This window comes from Stenotrophomonas sp. K-6 (genome assembly GCF_056861555.1).
On the sequence record NZ_JBSPUC010000001.1, the window covers coordinates 462,333 to 477,835 of the forward strand.

The 15,503-nt window shown below is 63.9% G+C and carries 12 protein-coding genes and 1 pseudogene; 6 read left to right on the forward strand and 7 right to left on the reverse strand.

Going from position 1 to position 15,503, the window contains the following annotated elements; translation table 11 throughout:
- Positions 1-6: 6 nt before the first annotated feature.
- Positions 7-1,413 (forward strand): F0F1 ATP synthase subunit beta, encoded by a 1,407-nt coding sequence (gene atpD, locus AC13F7_RS02040; protein ID WP_088433766.1) that lies wholly within the window; start codon positions 7-9, stop codon positions 1,411-1,413.
- Between the two features lie 112 nt (positions 1,414-1,525).
- Positions 1,526-1,948, forward strand: a complete 423-nt coding sequence (locus tag AC13F7_RS02045; protein WP_005411127.1) for a F0F1 ATP synthase subunit epsilon — start codon at positions 1,526-1,528, stop codon at positions 1,946-1,948.
- An 82-nt stretch (positions 1,949-2,030) separates the two neighbouring features.
- On the opposite strand, the gene AC13F7_RS02050 is transcribed toward AC13F7_RS02045, so the two are convergent.
- Positions 2,031-2,414: a GtrA family protein gene (locus tag AC13F7_RS02050; protein WP_482999480.1), complete on the reverse strand. Its 384-nt coding sequence runs from the start codon at positions 2,412-2,414 to the stop codon at positions 2,031-2,033.
- An 84-nt stretch (positions 2,415-2,498) separates the two neighbouring features.
- Between AC13F7_RS02050 and glmU the strand changes: the two genes are divergently transcribed.
- Positions 2,499-3,863 (forward strand): bifunctional UDP-N-acetylglucosamine diphosphorylase/glucosamine-1-phosphate N-acetyltransferase GlmU, encoded by a 1,365-nt coding sequence (gene glmU, locus AC13F7_RS02055; protein ID WP_482999088.1) that lies wholly within the window; start codon positions 2,499-2,501, stop codon positions 3,861-3,863.
- Positions 3,864-3,866: 3 nt separating this feature from the next.
- Here the strand turns inward: glmU and AC13F7_RS02060 are convergent.
- The 6 genes and pseudogenes from AC13F7_RS02060 to AC13F7_RS02085 form a co-directional block, all read right to left on the reverse strand.
- Positions 3,867-5,201 (reverse strand): annotated as a pseudogene (locus AC13F7_RS02060) (sensor histidine kinase); the annotation flags it as partial.
- Positions 5,198-6,538, reverse strand: coding sequence for a sigma-54-dependent transcriptional regulator (locus AC13F7_RS02065; RefSeq protein WP_481469530.1), 1,341 nt, complete (start codon positions 6,536-6,538; stop codon positions 5,198-5,200). The gene AC13F7_RS02065 and the pseudogene AC13F7_RS02060, both read right to left, overlap by 4 nt.
- Positions 6,539-6,670: 132 nt before the next feature.
- Positions 6,671-7,891, reverse strand: a complete 1,221-nt coding sequence (locus AC13F7_RS02070; protein ID WP_482999089.1) for an ABC transporter permease — start codon at positions 7,889-7,891, stop codon at positions 6,671-6,673.
- Between the two features lie 16 nt (positions 7,892-7,907).
- Positions 7,908-9,212 carry an ABC transporter permease gene (locus tag AC13F7_RS02075; RefSeq protein ID WP_482999090.1) on the reverse strand — a complete coding sequence of 435 codons (1,305 nt, stop codon included), beginning with the start codon at positions 9,210-9,212 and terminating at the stop codon, positions 7,908-7,910.
- Positions 9,213-9,220: 8 nt separating this feature from the next.
- The gene (locus AC13F7_RS02080; RefSeq protein ID WP_123730117.1) at positions 9,221-9,946 is read right to left on the reverse strand and encodes an ABC transporter ATP-binding protein; all 726 of its coding nucleotides are present in this window, start codon (positions 9,944-9,946) and stop codon (positions 9,221-9,223) included.
- Positions 9,947-9,989: 43 nt separating this feature from the next.
- Positions 9,990-11,255 carry an efflux RND transporter periplasmic adaptor subunit gene (locus AC13F7_RS02085; protein ID WP_123730118.1) on the reverse strand — a complete coding sequence of 422 codons (1,266 nt, stop codon included), beginning with the start codon at positions 11,253-11,255 and terminating at the stop codon, positions 9,990-9,992.
- 204 nt (positions 11,256-11,459) lie between these two features.
- Here AC13F7_RS02085 and glmS point away from each other — a divergent pair, with 204 nt between their 5' ends.
- The 3 genes from glmS (at position 11,460) to AC13F7_RS02100 (ending at position 15,330) form a co-directional block, all read left to right on the forward strand.
- Positions 11,460-13,301 (forward strand): glutamine--fructose-6-phosphate transaminase (isomerizing), encoded by a 1,842-nt coding sequence (gene glmS / locus AC13F7_RS02090; protein ID WP_482999091.1) that lies wholly within the window; start codon positions 11,460-11,462, stop codon positions 13,299-13,301.
- A gap of 664 nt (positions 13,302-13,965) precedes the next feature.
- A complete protein-coding gene (locus tag AC13F7_RS02095; protein WP_482999092.1) occupies positions 13,966-14,379 on the forward strand; it encodes a hypothetical protein in 414 nt (137 codons plus the stop codon).
- 30 nt (positions 14,380-14,409) lie between these two features.
- Positions 14,410-15,330 (forward strand): hypothetical protein, encoded by a 921-nt coding sequence (locus AC13F7_RS02100; RefSeq protein WP_482999093.1) that lies wholly within the window; start codon positions 14,410-14,412, stop codon positions 15,328-15,330.
- The last annotated feature ends 173 nt before the right edge of the window (positions 15,331-15,503 follow it).

Consider the following 15,503-nt stretch of genomic DNA (forward strand, 5'->3'; position numbering starts at 1 on the left):
GCAGCAATGAGTCAGGGCAAGATCGTTCAGATCATCGGCGCCGTCGTCGACGTCGAATTCCCCCGCGAGTCGGTGCCGAAGGTGTACCACGCGCTGAAGGTGGACAACACCGAAATCACGCTGGAAGTGCAGCAGCAGCTGGGTGACGGCGTGGTCCGCTGCATCGCGCTGGGTTCCACCGACGGCCTGAAGCGCAACCTGGTCGCCACCAACACCGAACGCGCCATCTCGGTGCCGGTCGGCGCGGGCACGCTGGGCCGCATCATGGACGTGCTGGGTCGCCCGATCGACGAAGCCGGTCCGGTCGCCGCCAGTGACACCTGGGAAATCCATCGTTCGGCTCCGTCGTACGAAGACCAGTCCCCGGCCACCGAGCTGCTGGAAACCGGCATCAAGGTCATCGACCTGATGTGCCCGTTCGCCAAGGGCGGCAAGGTCGGCCTGTTCGGCGGCGCCGGCGTCGGCAAGACCGTCAACATGATGGAACTGATCAACAACATCGCCAAGGCGCACAGCGGTCTGTCCGTGTTCGCCGGCGTGGGTGAGCGTACCCGTGAGGGCAACGACTTCTACCACGAGATGAAGGACTCCAACGTCCTGGACAAGGTCGCGATGGTGTACGGCCAGATGAACGAGCCGCCGGGCAACCGCCTGCGCGTCGCCCTGACCGGCCTGACCATGGCCGAGTACTTCCGCGATGAGAAGGACGAAAACGGCAAGGGCAAGGACGTGCTGTTGTTCGTCGACAACATCTACCGCTACACCCTGGCCGGTACCGAAGTGTCGGCACTGCTGGGCCGTATGCCGTCGGCCGTGGGCTATCAGCCGACCCTGGCCGAGGAAATGGGCGTCCTGCAGGAGCGCATCACCTCGACCAAGAACGGCTCGATCACCTCGATCCAGGCCGTCTACGTGCCCGCCGATGACTTGACCGATCCGTCGCCGGCCACCACGTTCGCCCACTTGGATTCGACCGTGACCCTGTCGCGTTCGATCGCCTCGCTGGGTATCTACCCGGCCGTGGATCCGCTCGACTCGACGAGCCGCCAGATGGATCCGCTGGTCATCGGCCACGAGCATTACGACACCGCCCAGCGCGTCCAGCAGACCCTGCAGAAGTACAAGGAACTGAAGGACATCATCGCGATCCTGGGCATGGACGAACTGTCTGAAGAAGACAAGCAGGCCGTGACCCGCGCTCGTAAGATCGAACGCTTCTTCAGCCAGCCGTTCCACGTGGCCGAAGTGTTCACCGGTTCGCCGGGCAAGTACGTGTCGCTGAAGGACACCATCCGTGGCTTCAAGGCCATCGTCGATGGCGAATACGACCACCTGCCGGAACAGGCGTTCTACATGGTCGGCAGCATCGAAGAAGCGGTCGAGAAGGCCAAGAAGATGGCCGAGAAGGCCTGATGCGGCGGGGACGGGCTCCGGTCCGTCCCGACCGTGACACGGGGTGGGCAGCTGCCCACCGCTGCGGAACACCTGCGGTGGGTTCAACCCGCCCCCTAGCGAAGAGAGTTACATGAGCACCATTCGTTGCGACATCGTCAGCGCCGAGCAGGAAATCTTCCGTGGTGAAGCGACCCTGGTCGTGGCCACCGGCGAGCTGGGCGAGCTGGGCATCGCGCCCAAGCATGCTCCGCTGATCACCCGCCTGAAGCCGGGCAAGGTGGTAGTGACCACGCCGAACGGCGAACAGCTCGATTTCGCCATCTCCGGCGGCATCCTCGAAGTGCAGCCGCAGGTCGTGACCGTGCTGGCCGACACCGCGATCCGTGCCCAGGACATCGATGAAGCCTCGGTCCGCAAGGCCAAGGAAGAAGCCGAGCGCATCCTGGCCAATCGTGGCGAAGCGATGGAAGTGGCCGAAGCCCAGCAGAAACTGGCCGAAGCCGTGGTCCAGCTGCAGGCCCTCGAGCGCCTGCGCAAGACGCTCAAGCACTGAGTGGAGCGGCGCGACGGCGCCATCCACGAAGGGAAAACGCCGGCTTGCCGGCGTTTTTTTTTGCCCGCCGGCGGCGCATGCCTCAGCGGAAGATCAAGGTCCGCATCAGCAGGAATGACACGGCGGCCAGGCTACCCTCCACCAGCGGTTTGGCCAGCCACGCATAGCGCAGGCCCAGATGCTCGGCGGCCAACGTCACCAGCAGCGTGCTGATCGCCGTCAGCACCGCCCACAGCAGCAGGAAGCGCGCGAACCGCGCCCAGCCCAACCGGTGTGCACCCTCGCGCGCGAACGTGTAACGGCCGTTGAGCCAGAACCCCAGCAGCATGCCCGCCACGCGCCCCAACAGGTTGCCTGGCACCGTCGGCATGCCCAGTGCGGTGGCGCCGACGAACACGGCCCAGTCCACCACAAGCTGGACAAGACCGATGATGAGATAGCTGCTGCCTTGTCGGAGAAGGCTCATGGCGGATTCGCGGCGGACAATCCCACATGTTAACGAGCGGCGCACTAGAATTCCTCTCAACGATTCCCGGAACCCGATCTGCCCATGACCCAGCCCCTGCACGTGATCATCCTGGCCGCCGGTGCCGGCAAACGCATGAAGTCGGCCCTGCCCAAGGTGCTGCAACCGATTGCTGGCCGTCCGATGCTCGCCCATGTGATCGACACCGCGCGCCAGCTGCAGCCCGAAGCGATCCACGTGGTGTACGGCCATGGCGGCGAAGCGGTGCGGCAGGCCTTCACCGACCAGCCCGACCTGCACTGGGCCGAACAGAGTCAGCAGCTGGGCACCGGCCATGCCGTGCTGCAGGCCATGCCGCAGGTGCCGGATGCGGCCACCGTCCTGGTGCTGTACGGCGACGTGCCGATGATCCGCGGCGAGACGCTGCGTCATCTGCTGTCTCAGCAGGGGCGGCTGGCGGTGCTGGTGGCCGAGGTTGCCGATCCGACCGGCTATGGCCGCATCGTGCGCAATGCCGAAGGCAAGGTCGGCGCGATCGTCGAGCAGAAAGATGCCAGCGACGAACAGCGCAGCATCCGCACCATCAATACCGGCATCATCGCCGCCGAATCCACGGCGCTGCGCCGTTGGTTGTCCCAGCTGTCCAATGCCAACGCCCAGGGCGAGTACTACCTGACCGACATCTTCGCGGCAGCGGCAAGCGATTACACCCCGGCCGACATGGCCTTCGTGCAGGATCCGCAGGATGCCGAGGGTGCCAACGATCCGTGGCAGCTGGCCCAGCTGGAACGTGCCTGGCAGCTGCGTGAAGTGCGTGCGCTGTGCGCGCAGGGCGCACGCGTGCTGGATCCGTCGCGGCTGGATATCCGTGGCACGGTCACTGTCGGCAGTGACGTGCAGCTCGACGTCAATGTCATTCTGGAAGGGCGCGTGGTTCTGGGCGATGGCGTCAGCATCGGGGCATTCACCCGGCTCAAGGACGTGACATTGGCCGCGGGCACCGTGGTCAAGCCGCACTGCGATCTGGACGGCGTGATCAGCGAAGGCGCTGCCGAGATTGGTCCGTTCGCCCGTCTGCGCCCCGGCACCGTGCTGGCAGCAGGTTCGCATGTCGGCAACTTCGTGGAGACCAAGAAGGTCGTGCTGGGGGCGGGCAGCAAGGCCAACCACCTCACCTATCTGGGCGATGCGGTGATCGGCAGCCAGGTCAACATCGGTGCCGGCACCATCACCTGCAACTACGACGGCGTGAACAAGTCGCAGACCACCATCGGGGATCGCGCCTTCATCGGCTCCAACAGCTCGCTGGTGGCGCCTGTGGTGATCGGCGAGGGCGCCACGGTGGCGGCCGGTTCGGTGATTACCCGCGGCGCACCGGCGGACAAGCTGACCGTCGCACGTGCCCGCCAGGAAACCATCGACGGCTGGAAGCGCCCCACGAAGAAGTAGTGCCGGCAGGAAGATCGCCACGCACAGGCCGCCTTCGCGGCGGTTCTGCAGCGAGATCCGGCCGCCATGGGCTTCCACGATCTCGCGGGTCAGCGCCAGGCCCAGGCCCGTGCCGTTGCGCTTTGTCGAGTAGAACGGCATCAGCGCGTTCTGCAGCACGGCTTCATTCATGCCCTTGCCGCGATCAAGCACCTCCAGCCGCAGCCACTGCGGCAGGCGGGTCAGGCGCAGCTCCACGTCATCGGTGGGCGGTTCGGCGTCGGCACACGCCTCGTGTGCGTTCTTGAGCAGGTTCAGCAGTGCCTGGCCCAGCTGGGCGATGTCCACCCGGCTGTGCAGGTCATCCGGAATGTCAGCCATGCGGAACGGAATCTGGTGCTGTAGTCCGGTCAGGAACAGGTTCCACTGCACAGTCTGCAGCTGCGGCTGCGGCAGTTTGGCGAACCGCGCATAGCCGCGGATGAAGCCTTCGAGGTGACGTGCGCGGTCTTCGATGGTGGCAAAGACCTCCCCCAGGCGTTCGACCTTGCCACGCCGAACCAGCTCGCCGCCGGAGTGCGCCAGCGACGCGATCGGGGCCAGCGAGTTGTTGAGCTCATGGCTGATCACCCGTATCACCTTTTTCCAGGTCTGCACTTCCTGGCGGCGCAGTTCTGCGGTGAGCAGACGGATCAGCAGCAGATCATGCGGCCGCCCGTTGAGATGGAAGTTGCGTCTCGACAGGTGATAGACCTGTTCGTCGTCCTCGTCACCGTCCTCTTCGCGTACCGCGAACAGACTGTCGCCCCCGCGTGCGATGGCATCGCGCAACTCGACCGGCATCGTCTCCATGACATCGTGCATGCGCTGGCCTTCCAGCTTCCAGCCGTTGTGCAGCAGCTTGCGCGCGGCCAGGTTGGAAAACACCACCCGCTGCACACCATCGCCGCCGTGCGAGAGCAGCAGCATCGACACCGGCGTGTTCTGCACCATCGTATCGAGCAGCAGTTCGCGCTGGACCAGCTCCTGACGCTGCGCACGCAGCACATCGCCCAGCTCGCGATGGGCCTGGACCAGATCGCCCAGCTCGTCGTTGGAGGGCCAATAGATGCCGAAGTTGTACTCGCCATCGCGGTAGCTGCTGGTCGTGCCGGACAGGGCGCGCAGCAGTGACCGGATCGGCGCGGTGGCACGGCGCAGGCTCCACCACATCAGCGACAACAGCACGATCACCGAGATCCCAGTGACGCCCCAGCCGTGGTCCATCCAGAACGCCAGATACCACGGAAATGCCGACGCCAGCGCCAGCACCGGCAGCAGGCGCAGGAACAATCGGAAGGTGAAAGAACGCCGCTTCATTCGCGCGGAATGCCGTAACGGTCCATGCGCCGGTACAGCGCCTGGCGGCTGAGCCCGAGTTCGGCGGCGGCCTGCGCGATGATCCCGTGGTTGTGGGCCAGCGCGTTCTCGATCCGGCTGCGGTCCGGATCCACTGCCGGGCTGGTGGCCCGGGGCGCGGCAGTGCGCGGCAGGTTCAGATCGACCACTTCGATGCGCGGGCCGGTGGACAGCAGTTCAGCGCGTTGCAGCACATTGCGCAGCTCGCGCACATTGCCCGGCCACGGGTGGCGCTGCAACGCGGTTGCCGCGGCGGTGGACAGCGGCTTGCCACTGTCCAGGAAGCGCTCGGCGAGCGGCAGGATGTCGCCGGTGCGCTCGGCCAGCGGTGGCAGCGCCAGCTCGACGGTATTGAGGCGGTAGTACAGATCCTCGCGGAACTGGCCGTCGCGGATCATGGCCGGCAGGTCGGCGTTGGTGGCGCTGATCACGCGCACTTTGACCTGCCGCTCGCGGTTGGACCCCAGTCGTTCGAAACGACCGGTTTCGAGCACGCGCAGTAGTTTCATCTGGCCGCTGGGGGAGAGATTGCCGATCTCGTCCAGGAACAGCGTGCCGCCATCGGCGGCCTCGAACTTGCCTTCGCGCGCCTTGTTGGCGCCGGTGTAGGCACCGGCGTCGGCACCGAACAGCTCGGCCTCGATCAGCTCGGAGGGAATCGCACCGCAGTTAAGGGCAACGAACGGCCCCTTGGCGACCAGCGAATTGGCCTGGATGATCTCGGCGATTTTTTCCTTGCCCGCGCCATTCGGACCGGTGATCAGCACCGGCAGTGCCGAGCGTGCAACCTGGCAGGCCAGACTTACCACGCGCTCGCTGGCGGCATCTGCCACAACCGCGCCGCGCAGGTCGTAACGGGCTTCCAGTGCCGAGCGGTTGCGTTGCTCACGGTCACGGCGGCGATCGAGTTCCCGGCGGGTTTCAGACAGTTCCAGCAGGTTGTTGACCGTGATCAGCAGTTTGCGGTCGTCCCACGGCTTGGCCAGGTAGTCGGCGGCGCCGGCCTTGACCAGATCGACCGCGCTGCTCAGATGCGTCCAGGCGGTCAACAGGATCACCGGCAGGTCCGGGTGGCGCGCACGGATCTGCAGGAACAGTGCTTCGCCTTCTTCGCCGGAGGTCGTGTCTTCGGTGAAGTTCATGTCCTGGATCACCAGGTCCACCGGTTGCTGTTCCAGCAGGGCCAGGCCCTGCTCGGGCGAGAGCGCGTGCAGGGTGTCGATGTCGTGCAGCGAGAACAGCACGTTAAGTGCGGTGCCGACGCTGGCGTTGTCGTCAATGATCAGGATCGAGGGCATGCGGCAGCGTAGGACCGGAAGTGGGATCAAGAGTACCGGAGCGCCGGGCCAAGAGGCAGATGGCCCGGCGAGCGGTGGCCGCCGGACGACAGGCCCCGCGGGAGCGGGGCCGTCCGGGCCGGAGGTGCCCGGTCAGGCACTCCGGGTGGCAACAGCGGGTGGAACGGCGGCGGCACGACGTGCCGGGCCGAAGACAGCGATCTGGCCAAGCAGCCACAACAGCACCGCGCCGATCGGCAGGTAACTGATGGGCATGCGCGGCAGCTCGTAGTTGTTCATCAGCCACAGATTGATCGTGTAGGCCATCAACATGCCCAGCACGATGCCGACCGTGGCCAACAGGAAGTTCTCGGTCTGGAAGTAGCGCAGGATCTGGCTGCGCGTCGCGCCCAGCGCCCGGCGGATGCCGATCTGCTTGGTGCGCTGCTGCACCCAGAAACTGGCCAGGCCGACGATGCCCAGCGCGGTCACCACCAGCAGTGCCACGCAGACGGTGATCAGCAGGCCAACCATAGCGCGGTCATTGGCGAAGTACTTTCTGCGCTGGTCTTCGTAGCTGGATTTGCCGCGGATCAGTCGGCTCGAATCGACACGTTCCAGTGCCGTCACCGCCGCCTTGATCACTTCGTCCCGCCGCGCGGGATCGGTGACACGGATCAAGTAGAAGCCTTCCTCATAGGTGGCTCGCAGCGGCAGCATGATCGAATACTGCATATCGCCGTCAACCTGATTCGGCCGGGCCAGCACCTTGACGATACCGACGATGCGCAGTGGCATGGAGCCGCTGTAGACCGTCTTGCCCAAGGCGTCACCGCCGGGGAACATCTTGTCGGCAATCGCCTTTGTCACGATGATCGCCGAGCCGGATTTCTCAGCGTCTTCGTCGGTCAAGGCGTCCGCTGCGTCGCGGTACTCGTCGCTCTGGAAATCGCGGCCGGCGATCAGGTCCACGCCCAGTGTCTCCAGCGCGCCTTCGCGGGCGAAGTATTGAGAGGTGCTCAGTGTCGAGCGTTCCTGGTTGGGTGTCAGTCCCAAGCCCGTGTTCCAGGAGCTGTTGCGGAACGGAATCTGGTTCAGGGTGACGGCACTCTTGACGCCCGGAATGGCGTGCAATGCCGCCAGGTCTTCGCGGGTGCGCGCGGCGGCATTGACCTGGGTGCCGATGCCGCCCAGTCGGACTTCGATCAGTTCAGTCTCGGCGATGCCGCTCGGCTGGTTGATCTTTTCGATGCGCTGCCCGATCAGGAACAGCGCATTGCAGACGATCGCGCAGGTCAGGGCGATCTCCAGCACGATCAGCGCTGCGGCGGTCTTGTGCCGGCGCAGGGTGGAGAGGATGGGACGGATATCCATGATGTGCTCCGGATCCTTACTGCGATTTGAGTTGGATGGCCGGCGTGACCTGCATGGCGCGCAGCGCCGGCAGGAAGCCGGCCAGCAGGCTGGCCACCAGGGTCAACGCGAAGGTCATCAGCAGCATCTGTCCATCCAGCGTGGCCAGCTTGGCGTAGTCCACCGGCTGCTGGCGCACCGCGTACAGGCCCAACATGGCCAGTACCAGGCCAAGCAGTCCACCGGCCAAGCCGACGGTGCCGGCTTCGATGAGTGATTGCATGAAGATCTGGCCGCGGCTGGCACCCAGTGCCCGACGCACGCCAATCTCGCCGCTGCGGCGCAGGAACTTGGCCAGCAGCAGGCCCACGGTGTTGATCAGGCAGACCAGCAGGAAGCCCATCGCCAGCCACAACTGCAGGCGCACGTCACCGGGGACAACCTTCTTGAAGTCCAGCCACTCCATGACATTGCGCAGACGGACGTTGTTGGGACGCTCGAAGCGGCCGGCCGCACGCTGCTGGTCGGAGTAGTTCTCCAGGTAGCGGCGGTACTCCGCAGCCTGCCCGGGGTTCTCCAGCTCTACCCAGTACTGGATCCAGGTGCAGCTGGCGGTCGGGCCGGTCGGGTCGGGTTCGTTGCGGCGACCGAAGCAGTCCATGCTGCCGCTACGGTCGAACTTCAGCTCGATGGCCGTGGTGAAGGGAACGAACACGTCCTCGCTGTCGCCATAGCGACCGGTATTGAGATCGTAGAAGTGTGGATTGGGGTGCCAGTCGTCCAGCACGCCGACCACAGTCATCGTGTTGCCATTGATGCGCAGCGACTTGCCGACGCTGTTGGCGCCATCAAACAGCTTCTGGTTGAGCGTCTTCGTGATCACCGCGACCCTGCCGCGGCCTTCGTCATCTGCTTCCTTCCATCCCTGGCCGTACTTGAACGGGGTATCGAACATCGGGAAGAAGTCGCCAGAGGTGTAGCGCGAATCCGTTACGAATGGACGCAACGTGCTGCTGTCCGGCTCGATGGTGACACCGCCGCCGGTCATCATTGCCTGGCGCTTGGCATGTTTCTCGCTCAGCAGTTTGGTGGCGTCGAAGCGGGTCAACTGGTCGGCCGGTTCTTCGCCAGGCTGATAGCCAAGCGCCGACTGCGGATCAATCTGCACGCTGAAGAGCCGATCGCTCTTCTGCGGAATCGGATCGCCGGACAGCACGTGGAACACGGTCAGTGTGGTCATCGAGGCGCCGATGCCCAGCGCGATGGCGATCACCATCAGCGCGGTCAGCACCTTGTTGCGCCGGAAACTGCGCAGCGCCAGTCGGAAGTAGTAGGCGAGCATGGCGGGCCTCAGTCGTTGGCGATGGCAGCGGCGACGGACGGGCGCGGCGTGGCGAGCACCGGATCGCGCAGCAGATCGGTGACCTGGCCATCGACGATGTGCACGTTGCGCTTGGCGCGTGCGGCCAGCTCCGGGTCATGAGTGACCATGACGATGGTGGTGCCCTTGGCGTTGATCTCTTCCAGCAGTTCCATCACGCCACGTGCCATCTGGCTGTCCAGGTTGCCGGTCGGTTCATCGGCCAGCAGCAGGCGGGGGCTGCCCGCCAGCGCACGCGCGATCGCGGCGCGCTGCTGCTGACCGCCCGACAGTTCGGCCGGGTAGTGCTTCATGCGCGAGCCCAGGCCCACCTGGGCCAGCGCATGTTCGATGCGCTGCTTGCGCTCGGCCGCCGGCATGCCGCGGTAGCGCAGCGGCACATCGACGTTGTCGAACAGGTTCAGATCGGAGATCAGGTTGAAGCCCTGGAAGATGAAGCCGATCTTCTGGTTGCGCAGCCGGCTGCGCGCGTCGTCGCCGAGCTGGCTGACGTCCTGGCCGTCGAGCAGGTAGGTGCCGCTGGTGAAAGTCTCCAGCAGGCCTGCGATGTTGAGGAAAGTGGTCTTGCCCGAACCGGACGGACCGGTTACGGCGACGAACTCCCCCTCGCGGACGTGCAGGTCCAGCGACCGCAGGGCATGGGTTTCCACCTGTTCGGTGCGGAAGACTTTGGCGACCGAGCGCATCTCGAGCATGGCTGTGTTCCTTTGAATGTCGGAAAGATCGAAAGGGAATGAATCAGTTGATGGACACGCGCTCGGCATCGCCGAACAGATCGCTGCCGGACACCACGACGCGATCGCCGGGTTGCAGGCCAGAGAGGATTTCAACTTCGCCCAGGCTGCTCACACCGAGCTTGACCGGGCGGCGGACAGCACTGCTGCCGTCCATGACATAGGCGTAGCCGTTGCCCTGTTCAACGAACGGGCCACGCTCGATTTTCAGTGCGTTGCGGCGGGTATCAAGCAGCACGCGTGCCTGCATCCGCTGGCTCTGGCGCAGGCCCTGCGGCTGCTTGTCGGAGAAGCGGATGCGGGCGTTGACCTCGCCGGCGACCACTTCCGGGGACACGGCGGAGATCTCACCGGCGAACTGGCCGCTGCCGCCGGTGAGCTGGGCGGGCATGCCGATCGACAGCTCACGGGCGAAGCTCTCCGGTACCTTGATCTCGATCTCGAAGCGGGACAGATCGACCACGCCCAGGATCGGCGCATTGGCGACCACGTTGGTGTGCTGGGTGGCCTGCACCTGGCCGACCTGGCCATCGAACGGGGCACGCAGGGTGAGCGCATCGACCTGGCGTTCGACCTCGGTGACCACGGCACGCTGGCGATCGGCCAGCAGGCGCTTGTTGCGCGCGTCCAGATCGGCGCCCTGTGCTTTCAACATCGCATCCTTGCGGGCATGTTCCAGCTGGATGTCGCTCTTCTTGACCGTGTCTTCGGCCTTGGCGACATCGACCTGCGGCACCGCGCCGCCATCGAAACCGCGCTTGTAGCGCTCCAGATCGCGCACCGCGGCCTGGCGTTCGATCACCGCCTGGTCGGTGTCCTTCTGCGCGGTGGCACGGGCGAGGGTGGCGTCCAGGGTGGCGCGGCTGGCCTCGGCCTGCAGGCCGGCCAGCGTGGCCTGCTCCTGGGCGAGCTTGCTGCGCAGTTCCGGGCTGTCGATCACGGCCAGTTCCTGGCCCTGCTTGACCACGTCACCGGCGACCACCTTCAGGGTCACGGTGCCGGCGGAGATGGCGTAGAGCACCGGGTTGTTGGCGGCGATCACGCGGCCATCAGCAGCGATATCGCGGACCATGTCGCCCCGGGTGACCTCGGCGACGCGGACACGGGCGCTGTCAAAGGAGCGGCTGGCGCCGAGCCACGCGCGGGCGGCGAAGCCGATTGCCAGCAGCACGACCAGGGCGGCGACCGCCGGCCACAGCCAGCGCTTCCACGGGGCGGGCGCGGCGTGCGAGGAAAGGGTCTGGTCCTGGGCGGAAGTGTCGCGGATCATCGGGCTCGTTCGCGGTTGGGTTGTGAAGTACCAAAGCAGACTTCATGCCAACTTTTCACCCTTTTAAAACAAAGGCTTGCGAATCGTGCGGCGTGTCCGGGTGTCCGCGGACACCGGACCGGACACTTTCGTTAAGCGGACAGCGCCCAAGCCGCCTCGGTCGCCACGCTAGAATGCGAGGCTAACCAGCAGGGATCTGAATCTATGTGCGGCATTGTGGGAGCGATCGCCCATCGCGACGTGGTACCGGTACTCATCGAAGGATTGAAGCGACTGGAATACCGCGGCTACGATTCCTCCGGCATTGCCGTGATCGACGCCGCCGCGGCCGAGCCCGATGTCCGTCGCGTGCGCCGCACCGGCCGCGTGGCCGAGATGGAGAAGGCCGCTGCGAGCGAAGGCTTCCAGTCGCTGCTCGGGATCGGCCACACGCGCTGGGCTACCCACGGTGGCGTGACCGAAGCCAACGCCCACCCGCACATCAGCCACGGTGTGGCGCTGGTGCACAACGGCATCATCGAAAACCATGAAGAGCAGCGCGAGAAGCTGCGCGCGCTGGGCTACACCTTCGAGTCGCAGACCGACACCGAAGTGATCGCGCACCTGATGCACCATCACCTCAAGGAAGGCGACAGCCTGCTCTCGGCGCTGCAGCGCACGGTCAAGGAGTTGACCGGTGCTTACGCGCTTGCGGTGATGAGCCGCGCCGAGCCGGACCACTTCGTCTGCGCGCGCATGGGTTGCCCGCTGCTGGTCGGCCTGGGCGAGGGCGAGAACTTCGTCGCCTCCGACGTCTCGGCGATCATCCAGGCCACCCGCACGGTGATCTTCCTGGAAGAGGGCGACACGGCCGATATCCGCCGCGATGGCGTGCAGGTCTACGACGAGCAAAACCAGCCGATCGTGCGGGATGTGCACCTGTCGGATGTCTCGCTCGCGTCGCTGGAGCTGGGGCCGTACCGCCACTTCATGCAGAAGGAAATCCACGAGCAGCCGCGCGCGCTCGGCGACACCATCGAAGCGGCGATCGACGCCGGTGGCTTCCCGGCCACACTGTTTGGCAAGAACGCCGAGGCGGTGCTGTCGGGTATCGAAGGCGTGCAGATCATCGCCTGCGGCACCAGTTACTACGCCGGCCTGACCGCGCGTTACTGGATCGAAGCCATCGCCGGCCTGCCGTGCAGCGTGGAGATCGCCAGCGAGTACCGCTACCGCGCTGCTTACGCGAACCCGAAGCACCTGATCGTGACCATTTCCCAGTCCGGCGAAACGCTGGATACGATGGAAGCGCTCAAGTACGCCAAGTCGCTCGGTCATCTGCATACGCTCTCGATCTGCAACGTGCCGGAGAGCGCGATTCCGCGCGCCAGCGAGCTGGTCTGCTACACCCGCGCCGGTGCCGAGATCGGTGTTGCCTCGACCAAGGCCTTCACCACCCAGCTGGCCGCGCTGTTCCAGCTCACCGTGGTGCTGGGCAAACTGCACGGCCGCATCGACGCCGCGCAGGAAGCGGACTACCTGGAGCAGCTGCGCTTCCTGCCGGGCAGCGTGCAGCACGCACTCAACATGGAGCCGCAGATCGCCGCCTGGGCCGAGCGCTTCGCGCGCAAGAGCAGTGCACTGTTCCTGGGGCGTGGCCTGCATTACCCGATCGCGCTGGAAGGCGCGCTCAAGCTCAAGGAGATCACCTATATCCACGCCGAGGCGTACCCGGCCGGTGAACTCAAGCACGGCCCGCTGGCGCTGGTGGATGAAGACATGCCGGTGGTGGTGATTGCGCCCAACGACAGCCTGCTGGAGAAGGTCAAATCCAACATGCAGGAAGTGCGTGCGCGCGGCGGTGAACTGTTCGTGTTCGCGGACCAGGACAGCAACTTCGTGGCGTCCGACGGCGTGCATGTGATCCGCACGCCGCGCCATGTCGGCGCGCTGAGCGCGGTCGTGCATACCATCCCGGTGCAGCTGCTGGCGTACCACACCGCATTGGCCCGCGGGACAGACGTGGACAAGCCGCGCAACCTGGCCAAGAGCGTGACGGTGGAGTAAGTCGGTGCATGTGATGTGTGGTCGAACATAGGGGTTGGTCCAACTTATAAGTACGGCGAGTTGTGAATCAACTCGCCTTTCAACGGTTCCAGGTAAAAAAACGGTACATCAGGCGGCAAAGTGAAAGGGCTTGCTTTCTGGGCTCACGGAGCGTGGGGCGCTGCTACATGCGCGAGCCTGAACAAACGTCAGCCTCTTGCGCTTCTTGGAACCGCTGGCGCCGTCTATGAACGCGCCAACTTTTCGCATGGTCCTTGCTCGCGGTGGCACACGTCCAGCCATGGGAGCGAGTGTCTCTGGTTTGGAAGGGCCAGCAGCCTCTCCTCGGCCGCTTCTGGTGCGGGAAGTAGAGTCCGAATCGCGGGTTGACCAGATGCAAGAAACCAAAGCGGGTGCGGGCCCTGCACTAAAGCCCTTTCTGGTCGCGACCTATCAGTTTCACAGGATGTGATCCGGGTCGCGTGCGTCGACTTGGGAATTTCGTAGCATACAAGCGCGAGTTAGATCGCACTCCCATCTGCGTAACCAAGGACGAGGTTCAGCCATAAAAATTGCTTCTCTGGTCTTCATATGCGTTGGCTTTTTCGTGGGCCCTGCTCAAGCAGCGTCTCCTGTGCCCAGTCATGGCTCCGATGAATTGCACGCTGCTAAGGATCTGGCTCTGTTGCAGCGTGAGATTTCTGGTCGAATGGCGCAAATCAAGAGTGAGGTAGATTTGCAGGCCTACCTGAACTCAGCTCGCGGCCTGCCGACACCATTTGATTTGCTCTCGCCAGGATCCAAGCGTCGCTTCATTGAGAGTTTGGTTTTTACAGAACGAGGCCTGGGAAGCTTCACGTATTCAGACATCCGCAACGAACTCAGTTTGTCTGAGGCCTACAGGCTACTTGCACTCTTTGGCCGGGAAGCAACGGCCGCTTCCATCCGCGGCATTCGCGTGGAAAGCGAGGAAGATCAGCTGGTGTTCCAAGCGGGTGCCATCGGTTCTCGGAACTTGGACTATATGGACTATTGGTGCCGCACAACGGCCACCTGTACTAGAAAGCTTGAGGACATTTGTGTCGCTCCAGGTTGCTAGGGCGCATCACTTTTGTCTAAGGGGGAGTCAATGGATTTCCGCGCTGCCGTCACACTGTTTTCAATGCTTGCACCATCGTTGGCGTGCTCCCAAGGGCTGACGGCCGCGGAACTCATGTTCAATGATTACTATGCCAAGATTCGGGAAGTAGATGAGAGTGAGGGTCGCGCTGCCTCGCTGCGAGCAGCGGAACTATTCGATTCTTACTACTCAGCCCTCTCCACACGGCAAGGCATGGAACGCGCCTCCCCGGAGGCGCTCCACTTCCTAATTAGAGCCTCTTCTGCGAAGAACTTTTACACGCAGCACTCAAGTGATCTTGTGACGATGCGATTGGCGATCGAGAGGCTTAGTTCACTGGGAAAAGATAATAGAGTGGATTGGGACGGATACTTTCGATCGCTAATCTTGATGCGGAGATTTGAGGTCGCTGAGGAGGTCCGAAGAGCGAATCCAGGGTGGTTTTCCGCGCTGCCTACGATCAATCGAAATCATGAGCCTGCAGATGAGCAGGTAAAACTATGGGAGGTAGACTCCTCCTCTGGATCTTTGGTGCTTACATCTAAAAATATCTCACAAGGTACATATCTCGTCGTTATTGCGCACCCGGCGTGTAAGTTCTCGCGTGCTGCAATGTTGGCCTTCGAATCCGATCCTGGCTTGCAGGCAGTGTCAACGCTCTGGTTGGTTCCACCAGAGCGTGATCTTTCTTTTGATCTGATCAGTGAGTGGAACGCGGCCCATCCAGGCGTCCAACTCCTCCTTGCAGATGAGGTGTCCCAGTGGAAATTCGAGAACTGGTCCACTCCCTCGTTCTATCTTCTGGAGGGCGGCAGGATTCTGCGCGAAAGGCAGGGCTGGGCGCTGGACGGAAGTGATAAGGAATCACTGTTCAAGTTCATCAATGGAGAACTGAGATCAACTGGCTCCTCTACGGACATTGTGAAGTAGTGGAGGATCATTCCTTCACAATTCGGCCGATCGTGGACTGGGAGTACAATGACGTCAGTGCCCCTGCGCTCAATGTGCCGGTCTAATGGAGTCCCGGATATCACCTCGACAGTGGCAGGCCGGTTGAGCTTTTGCTGAGTCGGGCTCTAGACCTCTCTAGCGCCAGACCGGCG

Coding starts and splice junctions, on each gene's coding strand:
- AC13F7_RS02080 (WP_123730117.1), bottom strand. CDS start 9,946: ATGCTCGAGATGCGCTCGGTCGCCAAAGTCTTCCGCACCGAACAGGTG.
- AC13F7_RS02065 (WP_481469530.1), bottom strand. CDS start 6,538: ATGCCCTCGATCCTGATCATTGACGACAACGCCAGCGTCGGCACCGCA.
- AC13F7_RS02085 (WP_123730118.1), bottom strand. CDS start 11,255: ATGATCCGCGACACTTCCGCCCAGGACCAGACCCTTTCCTCGCACGCC.
- AC13F7_RS02100 (WP_482999093.1), top strand. CDS start 14,410: ATGGATTTCCGCGCTGCCGTCACACTGTTTTCAATGCTTGCACCATCG.
- AC13F7_RS02050 (WP_482999480.1), bottom strand. CDS start 2,414: ATGAGCCTTCTCCGACAAGGCAGCAGCTATCTCATCATCGGTCTTGTC.
- atpD (WP_088433766.1), top strand. CDS start 7: ATGAGTCAGGGCAAGATCGTTCAGATCATCGGCGCCGTCGTCGACGTC.
- glmS (WP_482999091.1), top strand. CDS start 11,460: ATGTGCGGCATTGTGGGAGCGATCGCCCATCGCGACGTGGTACCGGTA.
- glmU (WP_482999088.1), top strand. CDS start 2,499: ATGACCCAGCCCCTGCACGTGATCATCCTGGCCGCCGGTGCCGGCAAA.
- AC13F7_RS02045 (WP_005411127.1), top strand. CDS start 1,526: ATGAGCACCATTCGTTGCGACATCGTCAGCGCCGAGCAGGAAATCTTC.
- AC13F7_RS02075 (WP_482999090.1), bottom strand. CDS start 9,212: ATGCTCGCCTACTACTTCCGACTGGCGCTGCGCAGTTTCCGGCGCAAC.
- AC13F7_RS02070 (WP_482999089.1), bottom strand. CDS start 7,891: ATGGATATCCGTCCCATCCTCTCCACCCTGCGCCGGCACAAGACCGCC.